Here is a 14,754-nt window from a genome sequence, read left to right on the forward strand (position 1 = left end):
TCCACCACCCCCACCCCATAACCCACCCCTACGCCTCTCTTTCCCCCCCCGAACCCCACCCGCCCCACCCCCCCCGGCCTTGCGGGGCCCCCTCGCGCCCACCGGCGCGAGGGGCCACGCCAACGGCCGACCGCCGTCCGCGAGTTGCTCAGTCCTCGTCGACCACGCCGGCGGGCTGCCCGGGCGGGCTCGGGTAGGTCGCGTCCTTGCCGACCGGCTTGGCGCCGGACGGGCAGACCTTGGGCGCCTTGGCCTTCAGGCCCAGCAGCCGGAAGTAGTTCTGGCCGAGCGCGATGTCCCGGAAGGCCTCGTCCCCGAGCGCGCGGTTGATCCGGCTGGTGACTTCCAACTCCTGCTCGTACACCGCGTAGTCCTTGTTCCGCGCCGCCACGAAGTCCGTCCCCGTGATCGCCCGGGTCGGGTGGCGGTCGAGGAAGGACGCGTACTTCTGCCGTACGCCGGGCAGGCTGAAGTACTGGTCCTCCAGCACCCGCCAGCTCAGGTCCACGGTCAGGTTGGGGTGCTGGTCGAGCAGCCGCTCCAGGATGCGGATGTGCTCGTCCGGGTCCATGTGGGAGAGCTCCTTCGAGAGGCCCATGTGCGCCCAGACGATCTTGTTGTCGGGGTACTGCGCGAGGATCTCCTCCATCAGGTGCAGGTACTTCGTCGGCTCGACGTCGTTGCCGAGGTCGGAGTGGAAGGTGACGGGGAGCCCCCGCTCGCGGAACACCTTCATGAACGGCGCCCAGTTCGGGATGTCCTCGCTGGTGGCCGGCTCGGCGAGGTTCGGGAACAGCGCCTGCTTGACGACGTTGACCTCGCCGGCCCAGCGGAACATCCCCGGGTACTCGCGGTCCAGCAGCTCGATCCCGGGCGGGACGGTCTCGGGGTGGTGCAGGTCCATGAACGTCATGGAGAGCGTGAGGTCCGGGTCGGTCGGCCGGAACTCGCGCAGGCTCTCGGCGTTGGCGAAGTCGTTGCGCATCCTCGGCCGTACGGGCGTGCCGGGACAGTCGAGGTAGTACACGCAGTCGGAGTCGGCGGGCAGCACCTGCCCGATGCCGAACATGTTCGCGTAGCGGACCCCGCTCTTGCGCAGGTAGTCGGTCATCTCCTCGAAGGGGATCGCCGGTCCGCCGAAGGGCCGGAAGTGCAGGTGGCTGTCGACCACCGAGGTGTACGGCTCGACGGACCGCTCGAAGCAGGCCCGGGCCGCGAAGGCCTCTCCGGCCCCGGCCGGGGAGAGGACGACCGCCGTCGCGGTCGCGCCGACGACGGCGGCGGTGAACCGTCGACTGGTCCAGTGGCTCTTTCTCAAGGGGTTGCCTCCGGTGGCGAGCGGCCGGCGCCCGAGGCGCCGGCACAGGGGCTGGTGGTGCCACACAGAAGCGTCAGTGCTCGAACCATCGGCCGGTGCCGCCGCACACGGTGTCGACCCGACCGCCGCTCGAACGGGCGCACCGGTACGGCCATCGGGGTCGACCCCGCCCGGGCCGCCGCCCGGGCCCTCACCCCTGCCCTCGCCCAGGGCCTCGGCCGAGCCGGCGGCCGGGGCGGTGTCTCGAGTGGCGAACCACGGTGCACGAGGAGATGGTGACCGGCAGGGACCCCTCACCAGAAAGGGCGATCATGCCCGAAGTCACCACCCCGTACGCGACCGGCACCCCGTGTTGGGTCGACCTGATGGCCAAGGACCAGCAGGCCGCACTGGACTTCTACCGCGACCTCCTCGGCTGGCAGGGGCAGGCCGGCCCGGCCGAGTTCGGCGGCTACGCCGTCTGCACGCTCGACGGCAAGGCCGCGGCCGGCATCGGCCCGGCGTCGGCCCCCGAGGGGATGCCGGAGCCGCCCACCGTCTGGACCAGCTACCTGGCCAGCACCGACGCCCAGGCCACCCAGGACGCGATCGTCGGCGCCGGCGGCACCCTGCTCGTCCCGGTCATGGACGTCGGCGACCTGGGCCGGATGCTGATCGCCGCCGACCCGCAGGGCGCGGTGTTCGGCGTCTGGCAGCCGGGCGAGTTCTTCGGCGCCCAGGTCGTCAACGAGCCCGGCGCGCTGACCTGGAACGAACTGCACACCAGCGACATCCCGGCCGCCACCGGCTTCTACGGCGAGGCGTTCGGCATCGAGATCGAGCCGATGCCGGGCGTGGACTCGTACTGGGTGCTACAGGTCGGCGGCAAGGCGGTGGGCGGCGCCACCCTGCTCGCCAACGACCCGCCCGGCACCCCGGCCCACTGGCTGACCTACTTCGCGGTCGACGACGTCGACTCCACCGTGGACGCCCTGGTCAAGCGCAACGGCACTGTCCTCGCCCCGCCCTTCGACATGATGGCCGGCCGGATGACCGTCGTCGCCGACCCGCAGGGCGCCCCCTTCGCCATGATCAAGCCCACGCCGGCCTGACGCCGCCCGCCTCCGCCCCGCCCGCCCGGATCCCGTCCGGGCGGGCGGTTCCGTGCTCCGCCCCTCCGTCGGCCGTCAGCCGTCAGCCGTCCAGCTCCGCGAGGAAGTCCAGCGACGCCGCCCAGGCCCGCTCGGCCGCGTCCTCGTCGTAGTCCGGCAGCGACGGGTCGGTGAACAGGTGCCCGGCGCCCCGGTAGCGGTGCACCTCCACCTCCGCCCCGGCCCGGCGCATCCGCAGGTACCAGGCGTTCAGCCAGTCCTCCGGCTCGAACGGGTCCGGCTCCGCGATGTGCAGCTGCACCGGGATCTCGGTGACCGCGTCCTCCCGCAGGTCCGAGGTGCCGTGCAGGAGCAGCAGCCCGCGCGCCTTGTCGTCGGCCAGCGCCAGGTTCTGCGCCACCGCGCCGCCGAGCGAGAAGCCGGCGTACACCAGCCCGCCGTCGGACACCGGCGCGGCCGCCGTCACCGCCCGCCGCAGCAGCTCGTCGCGGCCGCCGAGCTCCTCCTGGAACTCCTGCGCCTCCTCGACGGACTCGAAGGTCCGCCCGTCGAACAGGTCCGGCGTGTGCACGGTGTGCCCGGCGGCGCGCAGCCGCTCGGCGGCGGCGTGCACGGCGGGGCGCAGCCCGTAGGCGGAGTGGAAGAGGACGATCTGGGCCACGGTTCGGGTCCTTCACCAGGGAGGTCAGCTACCCACCCATGATCCCGCATCCCCCGCCGAACCCCGCGCCCCCGCCTCCGGCCCCACGTCCGCCCCGCCTCCGGCCCCAGCCCCACGCCCGGCTACGACACCACGTCCTTGCGCGCGAACCCCCGGAACGCCAGCGCCAGCAGCACCACCGCGTACGAGAGCGACAGCGAGACGCCCTGCACCATGCCGCCCCACTCCAGCTGCGGCTGCAGGGCGTCCGCCCAGGAGTACTGCCAGTGCGCCGGCAGCCACTCCCGCAGGTCGCCGAGCGCGGTGACGGCGTCCAGCACCCCGGTGATGATCGAGGCGAACACCGCGCCGCCGACGGCGCCCAGTGGCGCGTCCGTCGCCGTGGAGAGCCAGAACGCCAGCGCCGCGATCACGATCTCGCTGAGGAACACGAAGGCCACCGCGATGGCGATCCGGGGCAGCGCCTGCCCGGCCGGCAGGCTGACCCCGGCGGGCAGCTTGAGGTCCCCCCAGCCGTACGCCGCGGTGCCGACGACCAGCCCGATCGCGGGCAGCATCACCACCGCCACCGCCGAGAACCCCAGCCCGACGGCGAACTTGCGGGCCAGCAGCCGGGCCCGGGGCACCGGCGCGGCCAGCAGGTAGCGCAGCGAGGACCAGCTGGCCTCGGAGGCGACGGTGTCCCCGCAGAACAGCGCGACCGGGATGACCAGCATGAAGCCGGTACCGACGAACAGCATGGTGACGGCGAAGTTGGCCCCCGAGGCGGTGGCCAGCTCGATGAAGGTGGTCCGGTCCGGCTGGCCCGGGGTGCCGCCGAGCTGGAACGCGGCCAGGATGACGAACGGCATGGCGGCCAGCACCCCGCCGATCACCATCGTGCGGCGCCGGCGCAGCTGCCGCACCGCCTCCACCCGCAGCGGCAGCGTCCGGCCCGCCCGGTACCCCTCGGCGTGGTCCATCGACCCGGCCCGGCCCTCCGGCTCCGTGTGGTCCTTCGTCACGGCACTCACGCTCCACCTCCGATCAACGACAGGAACGCGTCCTCCAGCCGCCGCTGCGGCCCGGCGCTCTCCACCGGCACCTCCAGCCGCACCAGTTCGGCCAGCAGCTCGCTGGCCGCCAGTCCGTCCAGCCGCACCAGCAGTCCGCCCTCGACGGCCTCCGCCGAGCCGACCCCGGCCAGCGCGGCCACCTTGTCGGCCACCGAGGCCGGGTCGTACGGGTCGGCGATGCCGATCATCAGCAGCTCGCCGGCGCCCACGATGTCCGCGACCGGGCCGGCCGTGACCAGCCGCCCGCGGTCCATCACCACCAGGTCCGTGCAGCTCTGCTCGACCTCGGACAGCAGGTGGCTCGACACGATCACGGTCCGCCCGCCGGCCGCGTACCGGATCATCACCTCGCGCATCTCCCGGATCTGCGGCGGGTCCAGCCCGTTGGTCGGCTCGTCCAGGATCAGCAGGTCCGGCATCCCGAGCATCGCCTGCGCGATCGCCAGCCGCTGCCGCATGCCCTGCGAGTACGTCCGCACCGCGCGGTCCAGCGCCTCGCCGAGCCCGGCGATGGCCAGCGCCTCGTCGAAGCGCGCGTCGGCCTCCGGCCGTCCGGTCGCCTGCCAGTACAGCCGCAGGTTGGCCCGCCCGGTGAGGTGCGGCAGGAAGCCCGCGCCCTCCACGAAGGCCCCGACCCGCGACAGCACCGGCGCGCCGGGCCGCACCAGGTGCCCGAAGATCCTGATCTCCCCGGCGTCCGGCCGGATCAGTCCCATCAGCATCCGCAGCGTGGTGGTCTTGCCCGCGCCGTTCGGCCCGAGCAGTCCGAGCACCTGCCCCCGCTCCACCCGGAAGCCCAGCTCCCGTACGGCGTAGCGGTCCTGGGCGCCCTTGTAGCGCTTGCTCAGCCCGCTGATCAGCAGCGGCACGGCGGCCAGCTCCGGGTCGAAGCCGGGCCCGGCGGCGGCCCGCCGGCACCGCAGCCGCGGTGCCAGCAGCAGGGCCGCGGCCGCCAGGACGGCGATCACCGGCAGCAGCCAGGTCCGCGCGGGCAGTGGCGCCGCCTCGGTGACCAGCTCCTCGACGGTGGGCACGGTGAGCGCCCCGGCCGGCGCCACCCGGTAGGTGGCCGGCTCGACCGGCGAGGCGTACGCGAGGTCGGTGCTCGCCAGCACCAGCCGCACCCGGTGCCCGGCCGGGAAGGTGTGGTCCACGGTCGGCAGCGCCACCGTGACGGTCTGCCCGGCGTCCGCGCCGGTGACCCGCAGCGGGGCGGCCAGCTGCTGCGGCAGCACCGCCTTGCCGTCCGGGCCGACGTCGTACAGCTTCGCGAACAGCACCGCGTCCGGCCGGTCGGCCGTCACCCGCACCGGGACGGTCGGCTGTCCGGTCAGGTGCAGCGGCGAGTCCAGCGGCGCCGAGTCGAAGGCGGCGTTCTGCCCGGGGAAGTCCAGGGAGAGCCCGGCGCCCAGCGAGGCGGCCTGGCTGAGCGCGCCGACGCCGGGCAGTGTCGAGATGCCGGGCGGCGCGCCGCCGGGCGGGTTGGCGAGGGTCTGCTCGCCGCCGGCCAGTTCGACGGTCCGCGAGCCGGTCCCGCCCAGGCCCGGGTACCGGTCGGCGGTGGCCCCGCGCAGCACGGCCTGGAAGCCGGTCGAGTCGACCCCGCCGGTGCGGGTGACCCGGAAGTCGGCGCCGGTGTCGTTGCCGCGGCCCTTCAGGTAGTGGTCGAACCAGGCGGTGACCCGGTCGTCGACCCGGGCGCTGGTGTCCGTCCCGCCGTCGTGGCCGCCGGCGAACCAGTCGACCGCCACGGGTGCGCCGTTGGCGGCCACCGCCTTGGCGATCCGGTCGCCCTGGTCCAGCGGGAACAGCGAGTCCTGCTGCCCCTGCACCACCAGCGTCGGCGCCTTGAGCTGCGCCGCCACCGAGGACGGGCTGGAGCGGTCCAGCAGCGCGACGGCCTCCGGGTCGGCGTGCCCGGCGGTGGCGACCCGGTCGTACATCTGGCAGAGCGACTCCAGGAACCGCCCGCAGCCGACCGGCCCGTCCGCCTTCGGCCCGGGGCCGCCGCTCTCCCGCGGCGCCTCCCCGGAGGGCCCGAGGTCCCCGGCCGAGCCGGTGGTGAAGAAGATCCCGGCCCACAGCTTCTTGAACACGCCGTCCGCCGCGCCCGAGCCCTGCACGCCCTGCGGGAACAGCGCGTCGGCCAGGTTCCACCAGGTGATCTGGGTGGCCACGGCGTCGATCCGGTGGTCGTACGCGGAGGCCAGCAGCGAGACCGCACCGCCGTACGAGGCGCCGGTGATGCCGACCTTCGGGTCGCCGGGCCCGTCCAGCTGCACCTCGGGCCGCTGGGCCAGCCAGTCCACCAGGTGCTTGACGTCCTCGACCTCACGGTCGGGCGCGTTCAGGCCGATCTTCCCGCCCGAGTGCCCGAAGCCGCGCGCCGACCAGGTCAGCACCGCGTACCCCTGCCGGGCCAGCTGCTCGGCGCGCTGCCGCTCGCCCTCCTTGGAGCCGCCGAAGCCGTGGGCGAGCAGCACCGCCGGGCGCGGACCGCCGCCGGTGGTGAAGAAGGAGGTGTCCAGCTGGACCTGCTGGGCGCTGCCGGGCGTCTCCGGCATGCTGAGGAAACGGTCCTCCTGACGGACCGCCTGCTCACCGCCGGACGCCACCGTCGCGGTGCCGGCCGCGGCCACGGCCGCCAGGGCCACCGCCCCGGCCAGCAGCCTGTGTCTGACCGTTGTTCCCCGGGCGCGCCAGCGACGCCATGCCCCACCGAACTCCATGGCCGCTGATCGTATCCGCCGTCCGGGTAGGCGTCCGATAAAGGCACCCCCTGGAAGCACCGCCCGGGGTGTCACCCGAGCCCCGCGCCGCTACGTCCGCTTCGCCCCACTGTGCCCGGGTATCGTACGGCGCATGCTCCGGCCGCTGCTCTCGCTGCTCGCCACCGTCGCCGCCACCCTGGCGATCGGCTGGATCGTCGACCAGGCCCTCCAGCGGATCGCCGCCCGCCAGCCGTCGGCACCGGTCTGGCCGCTCCTGCGCCGCTGCCGGATCCCGCTCCAGCTCGCCGTCGTGTCGGCCCTGCTGCTCGCCGCCAAGCCGCTCCAGCGGATCTTCCACCTGAAGCACGACGACGGCGCCCAGCACCTGCTCCTGCTGCTCCTGCTCGCCTCGCTGGGCTGGCTCACCGTCCGCGTGGTGGCCGCCGTCCTGGAGGCCCTGCTCAGCCGGTACGAGAGCCGCGTCGACGACCCGGCCCGGGTCCAGCGGGTGCGCACCCAGATCAGCATGCTGCGCCGGGCGGCCGACGCGCTGATCGTCGTGGTCACCGTGGCCGTGATGCTGCTGACCTTCTCCGCCATGCGCACCATCGGCGCCAGCCTGCTCGCCTCGGCGGGCATCATCGGCATCGTGGCCGGCATCGCCGCCCAGAGCACCCTGGGCAACTTCTTCGCCGGCCTCCAGATCGCCTTCGGCGACACCGTCCGGATCGGCGACACCGTGGTGGTGGACGGCCAGCAGGGCACCGTCGAGGAGATCACCCTCAGCTACCTGGTGGTCCGGCTCTGGGACTACCGCCGGCTGATCGTCCCGGTCTCGTACTTCGTCAACAAGCCCTTCGAGAACTGGACCCGCCGCGACCCCGGCCTGCTCGCCGCCGTCCTGCTCCACCTCGACCACACCACCCGGGTGGACGAGCTGCGCACCACCCTGCGCGCCCGCCTCGACCGGCACCCGCTCTGGGACGGCGGCGAGTGGGCCCTCGACGTCACCGACACCACGCCCAGCACCATCGTCGTCCGCGCCACCATGACCGCCCGCACCCCCGACGACGCCGCCCGGCTCCGCTTCGACATCCGCGAGCAGCTCATCGCCCACCTGCGCGACGAGCACCCCCACGCGCTCCCCCGCCTCCGCACCACCGACACCTGACCGGCGCCCGGCCCCGCCGGCGAAGCCCCGAAAAGCGGAGTTCCCCGCGCCCCGGACAGGGGCGCGGGGAACCACGTGATCAGAGCGGGTCCTACAGCACCCGCGTCATCGTCCGGTGCGGTATCCCGGCGTCGTCGTACACCGGCCCCTCGGCCACGTACCCCAGCCGCTCGTAGAACCCGAGCGCCTGCACCTGCGCGTGCAGCTCGACCTCCACGCCCCCGCGCTCGGCCCCCGCGGCCTCGACGGCCCGGACGAGCTCCGCGCCCAGCCCCGTTCCCCGGGCCGCCGCGACGACCGCGAGCCGCCCGAGCAGCACGCGCCCCTCGACGCCCCCGGTGAGCCCGCGCGCCTGCTCGCCGAAGATCAGCCGCGCCGTCCCCAGCGCGGCCCCGTCGGCCCCGACGGCCAGCAGGTGCACCGAGGTCGCGTCGTACTCGTCGTACTCCAGCTCCTCGGGCACGTTCTGCTCGACGACGAAGACCTCGCGCCGGACGGCCCGCGCCAGCTCCAGGTCCGCCTCCCCGTCGACGACCCGGACGGTGACGGCCGGCACCTCGGCGGCCGTCATCTCAGCTCTCCGCCGCGATGATGTCCAGCGCCTTCTTCAGGTCCTCCGGGTACTCGCTGGAGAACTCGACCCACTGCCCGTCCGCCGGGTGCTCGAAGCCGAGCGACACCGCGTGCAGCCACTGCCGGGTCAGCCCGAGCCGCTTGGCCAGCGTGGGGTCGGCGCCGTACGTGAGGTCGCCCACGCAGGGGTGCCGCAGCGCGGACATGTGGACGCGGATCTGGTGGGTGCGCCCGGTCTCCAGCTTGATCGCCAGCAGCGACGCGGCCCGGTACGCCTCGATCAGGTCGTAGTGGGTGATCGACGCCTTGCCGTCGCGGGTGACGGCCCACTTCCAGTCCGAGCTGGGGTGCCGCCCGATCGGCGCGTCCACCGTCCCGCTCATCGGGTCCGGGTGGCCCTGCACCAGCGTGTGGTAGCGCTTCTCGGTGATCCGGTCGTGGAACTGCCGCTTGAGGTCGGTGTACGCGCGCTCGGACTTGGCGACGACCATCAGCCCGGAGGTGCCGACGTCCAGCCGGTGCACGATGCCCTGGCGCTCGGCGGCGCCCGAGGTGGAGATCCGGTACCCGGCCGCGGCCAGTCCGCCGATCACGGTGGGGCCGGTCCAGCCCGGGCTGGGGTGCGCGGCGACGCCGACCGGCTTGTCGATCAGGACGATGTCCTCGTCGTCGTGCACGATGCGCATGCCCTCGACGGGCTCGGCGACGATCCGCACCGGCGCGGCCGGGGCGGGGATCTCGACCTCCAGCCAGGAGCCGGCGGTCACCCGGTCCGACTTGCCGGCCACGGCGCCGTCGATCATCACCTTGCCGTCGGCGGCCAGCTCGGCGGCCTTGGTCCGGGAGAAGCCGAACATCCGGGCCAGGGCGGCGTCGAGGCGCTCGCCCTCCAGGCCGTCGGGAACGGGGAGGCTGCGGATCTGCGCTGCGGTACTCACCCGTACGAGTATGCCGGAACCGCGGCCCTCCCCCGCCCGCCGGCGGTCCGGCGCTACTTCCCGCCCTGCTCCGGCTTCCCGGCCTTCCCGGGCTTCTCGACCTCCTGGTGGACGGTCCCGTCCGGGTTGCTGCCCCGAAAGGAGAGCAGGACCACCAGGATTCCGCCGCAGACGATCGCCGAGTCCGCGAGGTTGAAGACCGCGAAGTACTGGACGGAGACGAAGTCCACCACGTGGCCGCGGAAGACCCCGGGCGCGCGGAACAGCCGGTCGGTGAGGTTGCCGAGCGCCCCGCCGAGCAGCAGCCCGAGCGCGATCGCCCAGGGCAGGCTGTACAGCTTCCGGGCGATCCGCCAGATCACCACGATGACGGAGGAGGCGATCACCGTGAAGACGACGGTCAGCGCCTGCCCCATCCCGAAGGCCGCGCCCGAGTTCCGGATCACCTGGAGGGTGAGCACGTCCCCGATCACCTTGATCGCCGCGTGGTTCTCCAGCCGGGCGACCACCAGCAGCTTGCTGCCGAGGTCGATCAGGAGGGCGAGCACCGCGACGACCAGCAGCACGCCGATCCGCCGCGGACCCTTGGGCTTCCCGTCCGTCGTGCTGTCCGCGGACGCCCCGGTCGGCTCGGCCACGGGCACCTCCACGGCATCGGCGGGGGTCGGGACGGCGTCGTCCCGGGTCTGGGGGGAACCTTGCGTGCTGATGATCCGCTCCGCTGCCGGTGGAGCTCCCCCGGTCCGCAGGAGGGGGAGGGTGGTGGGCCGGTGATGGCCTGCCCGCGTTCACGAACGCGTCAGGCGGCATCCTTCAGGCGACGTTACGGGGTCGAGCGTACGGCAAGCCCGACCCCTCGCGTCCCTCCGGCCGCCCTGGTCAGCGGCGTTCCTGCTTGGCCTTGCACTGCACACAGAGCGTCGCCCGGGGGAAGGCCTGCATCCGGGCCTTGCCGATGGCCTGCCCGCAGGACTCGCAGGTGCCGAAGCCGACGCCCTCCAGCCGCTCCAGCGCGCGCTCGGTCTGCGCCAGGCTGTCGCGCGCGTTGTTGGCCAGCGCCAGTTCGCTCTCCCGCGAGATGTTCTTCGTACCGGCGTCCACCTGGTCGTCGCCGGCCCCGTCGTTGGAGTCGCGCATCAGGCCGGAGATGGCCGCCTCGGCGGCGTCGATCTCGCTGCGGAGCCGGTCCAGCTCGCTGATCAGCTCGTCGTGCAGCTCGTGGACCTCCTCGGTGGTCCACGGGTCCTCGCCCGGCCGGACCGGCAGCGTGGCCGGGTCCACGGACTCGGCGCCGCGCGGCGCGGTGACGGTGTCGGTGCCGTTCTTCGGTGCGGTAGTGGTCACGGTCCCCTCCCCTGGGTCGACCGCCACGGCCTTGCGTGCCCGCTTGGTGGCGGTACCCGCGCCGGTTCCCTTCTCAGCCATGGCTTTCGACCCCATCTACGAACGAATCGAGCCGCCGGTTCCCGGCGGCTTCCAGTGCCGGAACGATAATCCCGATCAAAACCGGTCACAACATGACATACCGACGCCTCATAACGTTCCCACCCAGGCAGCCGCCCCAACCGTCACGCCCCGTGCGCTCATGGATTTGTGCCCAGATCGACTCCGGCTAACCTCCGCCGCCGCACGCCCCCGGAGTGCTCCCGAAGCGCTCCCGGAGCATGGCCGGAGCACTCCCGGGGCGCCCGCCGGCGCGCCCGCGGACCGCCCGCCGGGAAACGCTTTGGACAAACCGACTCGCCCGGCCGATACACTGGGCCTGCAAGGCGCAGATGGGACGAGTACCGACGTACGCAGCCACCAGCGACCCGGGGACGGTGCGAGCCCGGGGGTGTGCACGGCGGGAAGATCACCCCGGAGCCGCCGGAAGAACGGCCGCCGCGATGCCGCAGCGGCCCACTAGACCCGGCAGCAAGCCCAAACAAGAGGGCCGCGAACAGCAGTACCGCGGCCAAGGAGGGTGGTACCGCGGGGCGGCCTGGTCCGTCTCGTCCCTCCGGAGGATCCAGTCCCAGCATCCGCCGGAGGTAGACGCCGCGATGGCCAGCACCTACAACCCCGTCCCCGCGCAGGTGGATCTGCCTGCCCTGGAGCACCAGATCCTGTCGTTCTGGCAGGACAACAAGATCTTCCAGCGCAGCCTGGAGCAGTCCGAGGGCCGCCCCGAGTGGGTGTTCTACGAGGGCCCGCCGACCGCCAACGGCATGCCCGGCGCCCACCACATCGAGGCCCGCGTCTTCAAGGACGTCTTCCCGCGCTTCCGGACCATGAAGGGCTACCACGTCGCCCGCAAGGCCGGCTGGGACTGCCACGGCCTGCCGGTCGAGCTCGCCGTCGAGAAGGAGCTGGGCTTCTCCGGCAAGCAGGACATCGAGGCGTACGGCATCGCCGAGTTCAACGCCAGGTGCCGTGAGTCGGTCACCCGCCACACCGACGCCTTCACCGAGCTGACCACCCGCATGGGGTACTGGGTCGACCTCGACGAGGCCTACCGGACGATGGACCCGTCGTACGTCCAGTCCGTCTGGTGGTCGCTGCGGCAGATCTTCGACAAGGGCCTGCTGGTCCAGGACCACCGCGTCGCCCCCTGGTGCCCGCGCTGCGGCACCGGCCTCTCGGACCACGAGCTGGCCCAGGGCTACGAGACCGTGGTCGACCCCTCGGTCTTCGTCCGCTTCCCGCTGACCAGCGGCCCGCTGGCCGGCCAGGCCGCCCTGCTGGTCTGGACCACCACCCCGTGGACCCTGGTCTCCAACACCGCCGCCGCCGTCCACCCGGAGGTCACCTACGTGGTGGCCACCGACGGGAACGAGCGGCTCGTCGTCGCCGAGCCGCTGCTCGCCAAGGCGCTCGGCGAGGGCTGGGAGACCACCGGCGAGTCCTTCACCGGCGCCGAGATGGAGCGCTGGGCCTACCGCCGCCCCTTCGACCTGGTCGAGATCGAGAACGCCCACTACGTCGTCACCGCCGAGTACGTCACCACCGAGGACGGCACCGGCATCGTCCACCAGTCCCCCGCCTTCGGCGCGGACGACCTCGCGACCTGCCGCCGGTACGGCCTGCCGGTGGTCAACCCGGTGCTCGGCGACGGCACCTTCGCCCCCGAGGTCCCGCTGGTCGGCGGCCAGTTCTTCAAGAAGGCCGACGAGGACCTGGTCGCGGACCTCAAGGAGCGCGGCCTGCTCTTCCGCCACCTGCCGTACGAGCACAGCTACCCGCACTGCTGGCGCTGCCACACCGCGCTGCTCTACTACGCGCAGCCGTCCTGGTACATCCGGACCACCGCCGTCAAGGACGCGATGATCCGTGAGAACGAGGCCACCAACTGGTTCCCGGACACGGTCAAGCACGGCCGCTTCGGCGACTGGCTGAACAACAACATCGACTGGGCGCTCAGCCGCAACCGCTACTGGGGCACCCCGCTGCCGATCTGGCGCTGCGAGGAGGGCCACCTCACCTGCGTCGGCTCGCTGGCCGAGCTGTCCGAGCTCACCGGCACCGACCAGAGCGGCCTCGACCCGCACCGCCCGTACATCGACGCGGTGACCTTCGACTGCCGCGACTGCGGCGGCACCGCCACCCGCGTGCCCGAGGTCATCGACGCCTGGTACGACTCGGGCTCGATGCCCTTCGCCCAGTACGGCTACCCGTACGAGAACAAGGAGCTGTTCGAGAAGCGCTACCCGGCGCAGTTCATCTCCGAGGCGATCGACCAGACCCGCGGCTGGTTCTACACGCTGATGGCGATCGGCACCCTGGTGTTCGACAAGAACAGCTACGAGAACGTCGTCTGCCTGGGCCACATCCTGGCCGAGGACGGCCGCAAGATGTCCAAGCACCTGGGCAACATCCTCCAGCCGATCCCGCTGATGGACCAGCACGGCGCCGACGCCGTCCGCTGGTTCATGGCGGCCGGCGGCTCGCCCTGGTCGGCCCGCCGGGTCGGCCACGGCACCATCCAGGAGGTGGTCCGCAAGACCCTCCTCACCTACTGGAACACCGTCGCCTTCCAGGCCCTGTACGCCCGCACCTCGAACTGGGCGCCGTCCGCGAGCGACCCGGCCCCGGCCGACCGCCCGCAGCTGGACCGCTGGGTGCTCTCCGAGCTGAACACCCTGGTCCGCGAGGTCGACGCGGCCTACGAGGCGTACGACACCCAGCGCGCCGGCAAGCTGCTGTCCGGCTTCGTCGACGACCTGTCCAACTGGTACGTCCGCCGCGGCCGCCGCCGCTTCTGGCAGGGCGACGCCGCCGCGCTCGCCACGCTGCACGAGGCGCTGGAGACGGTCACCCGCCTGATGGCCCCGCTCACCCCGTTCATCACCGAGCGGGTCTGGCAGGACCTGGTCGTCCCGGTCGCCCCGGAGGCTCCGGCCTCGGTGCACCTGGCCACCTGGCCGGAGGCCGACGAGTCGCTGATCGACACCGAGCTCTCCCGGCACATGGCGCTGGTCCGCCGCCTGGTCGAGCTGGGCCGGGCCACCCGCGCCGAGTCCGGCGTGAAGACCCGTCAGCCGCTGTCCCGCGCGCTGGTCGCCGCCCAGGGCTGGGAGGAGCTGCCGGCCGACCTGCGCGCGCAGATCGCCGAGGAGCTCAACGTCTCCGCCCTGGAGTCGCTGGCGGAGGTCGGCGGCTCGCTGGTCGACACCAGCGCCAAGGCCAACTTCCGCGCGCTGGGCAAGCGCTTCGGCAAGGGCGTGCAGGACGTCGCCAAGGCGGTCGCCGCCACCGACGCCGCCCGCCTGGCCGCCGAACTGCGCGCCACCGGCGAGACCTCGGTCGAGCTGGACGGCGAGACGGTCGCCCTCTCCCCGGACGAGGTGATCATCACCGAGACCCCGCGCGAGGGCTGGGCCGTCGCCAACGAGTCCGGCGCCACCGTCGCCCTCGACCTGGCCATCACCCCGGAGCTCAAGCGGCTCGGCATCGCCCGCGACGCCATCCGCCAGATCCAGGAGGCCCGCAAGAACTCCGGCCTGGACGTCGCCGACCGCATCGTCCTGCGCTGGCGCGCCGCCTCGGAGGAGACCGCCGAGGCGATCGCCGAGCACGGTCCCCTCGTCGCCGAGGAGGTCCTCGCCACCGACTTCGCCGCCGGTGCCGCCGACTGGGAGTCCGAGACCTTCGCCGACGAGTCGCTCGGCCTGGCCTTCCAGCTCCGCAAGGCCTGACCGCCCGACAACGAAGCCGCCGTCACCCCGGGGTGACGGCGGCTTCGCCATGCCCGCCCACG

At 73.1% G+C, this 14,754-nt stretch carries 11 protein-coding genes; 3 read left to right on the forward strand and 8 right to left on the reverse strand.

Translation table 11 applies throughout. From position 1 onward, the window contains the following. Window positions 1-148: 148 nt before the first annotated feature. A complete protein-coding gene (locus ACFVU7_RS00975; RefSeq protein WP_387819632.1) occupies window positions 149-1,318 on the reverse strand; it encodes an amidohydrolase family protein in 1,170 nt (389 codons plus the stop codon). A 311-nt stretch (window positions 1,319-1,629) separates the two neighbouring features. Here ACFVU7_RS00975 and ACFVU7_RS00980 point away from each other — a divergent pair, with 311 nt between their 5' ends. After that, window positions 1,630-2,409, forward strand: coding sequence for a VOC family protein (locus ACFVU7_RS00980; protein WP_388043652.1), 780 nt, complete (start codon window positions 1,630-1,632; stop codon window positions 2,407-2,409). An 82-nt stretch (window positions 2,410-2,491) separates the two neighbouring features. Here ACFVU7_RS00980 and ACFVU7_RS00985 read toward each other — a convergent pair whose 3' ends face one another. The 3 genes from ACFVU7_RS00985 to ACFVU7_RS00995 all read right to left on the reverse strand — a co-directional run bounded on the left by ACFVU7_RS00985 (window position 2,492) and on the right by ACFVU7_RS00995 (window position 6,854). Further along, complete coding sequence (locus tag ACFVU7_RS00985; RefSeq protein ID WP_074000919.1) at window positions 2,492-3,070, reverse strand: dienelactone hydrolase family protein; 579 nt, start codon at window positions 3,068-3,070, stop codon at window positions 2,492-2,494. A 122-nt stretch (window positions 3,071-3,192) separates the two neighbouring features. Next, window positions 3,193-4,032: an ABC transporter permease gene (locus ACFVU7_RS00990; protein WP_388044166.1), complete on the reverse strand. Its 840-nt coding sequence runs from the start codon at window positions 4,030-4,032 to the stop codon at window positions 3,193-3,195. Window positions 4,033-4,079: 47 nt separating this feature from the next. Continuing rightward, window positions 4,080-6,854 (reverse strand): alpha/beta fold hydrolase, encoded by a 2,775-nt coding sequence (locus ACFVU7_RS00995; protein WP_388043654.1) that lies wholly within the window; start codon window positions 6,852-6,854, stop codon window positions 4,080-4,082. Between the two features lie 133 nt (window positions 6,855-6,987). On the opposite strand from ACFVU7_RS00995, the gene ACFVU7_RS01000 reads away from it, so the two are divergent. After that, complete coding sequence (locus tag ACFVU7_RS01000) at window positions 6,988-8,007, forward strand: mechanosensitive ion channel family protein (RefSeq protein WP_049649534.1); 1,020 nt, start codon at window positions 6,988-6,990, stop codon at window positions 8,005-8,007. A gap of 91 nt (window positions 8,008-8,098) precedes the next feature. Here ACFVU7_RS01000 and ACFVU7_RS01005 read toward each other — a convergent pair whose 3' ends face one another. The 4 genes from ACFVU7_RS01005 to ACFVU7_RS01020 all read right to left on the reverse strand — a co-directional run bounded on the left by ACFVU7_RS01005 (window position 8,099) and on the right by ACFVU7_RS01020 (window position 10,862). Beyond that, window positions 8,099-8,578, reverse strand: a complete 480-nt coding sequence (locus tag ACFVU7_RS01005) for a GNAT family N-acetyltransferase (protein WP_049649533.1) — start codon at window positions 8,576-8,578, stop codon at window positions 8,099-8,101. Between the two features lies 1 nt (window position 8,579). Continuing rightward, window positions 8,580-9,518, reverse strand: a complete 939-nt coding sequence (locus tag ACFVU7_RS01010) for an RluA family pseudouridine synthase (RefSeq protein WP_049649532.1) — start codon at window positions 9,516-9,518, stop codon at window positions 8,580-8,582. 53 nt (window positions 9,519-9,571) lie between these two features. Next, window positions 9,572-10,231 (reverse strand): signal peptidase II, encoded by a 660-nt coding sequence (lspA, locus tag ACFVU7_RS01015; protein WP_388044168.1) that lies wholly within the window; start codon window positions 10,229-10,231, stop codon window positions 9,572-9,574. Between the two features lie 166 nt (window positions 10,232-10,397). Further along, window positions 10,398-10,862, reverse strand: coding sequence for a TraR/DksA family transcriptional regulator (locus ACFVU7_RS01020; protein WP_234348203.1), 465 nt, complete (start codon window positions 10,860-10,862; stop codon window positions 10,398-10,400). A gap of 698 nt (window positions 10,863-11,560) precedes the next feature. Between ACFVU7_RS01020 and ileS the strand changes: the two genes are divergently transcribed. Continuing rightward, window positions 11,561-14,692, forward strand: coding sequence for an isoleucine--tRNA ligase (gene ileS / locus ACFVU7_RS01025; RefSeq protein WP_388043656.1), 3,132 nt, complete (start codon window positions 11,561-11,563; stop codon window positions 14,690-14,692). Window positions 14,693-14,754: the final 62 nt, after the last annotated feature.

Source organism: Kitasatospora sp. NPDC058046 (assembly GCF_042885595.1).
GTDB lineage: Bacteria > Actinomycetota > Actinomycetes > Streptomycetales > Streptomycetaceae > Kitasatospora.

Coding starts and splice junctions, on each gene's coding strand:
- ACFVU7_RS00980 (WP_388043652.1), top strand. CDS start 1,630: ATGCCCGAAGTCACCACCCCGTACGCGACCGGCACCCCGTGTTGGGTC.
- ACFVU7_RS00990 (WP_388044166.1), bottom strand. CDS start 4,032: ATGGACCACGCCGAGGGGTACCGGGCGGGCCGGACGCTGCCGCTGCGG.
- ACFVU7_RS00995 (WP_388043654.1), bottom strand. CDS start 6,854: ATGGAGTTCGGTGGGGCATGGCGTCGCTGGCGCGCCCGGGGAACAACG.
- ACFVU7_RS01000 (WP_049649534.1), top strand. CDS start 6,988: ATGCTCCGGCCGCTGCTCTCGCTGCTCGCCACCGTCGCCGCCACCCTG.
- ACFVU7_RS01005 (WP_049649533.1), bottom strand. CDS start 8,578: ATGACGGCCGCCGAGGTGCCGGCCGTCACCGTCCGGGTCGTCGACGGG.
- ileS (WP_388043656.1), top strand. CDS start 11,561: ATGGCCAGCACCTACAACCCCGTCCCCGCGCAGGTGGATCTGCCTGCC.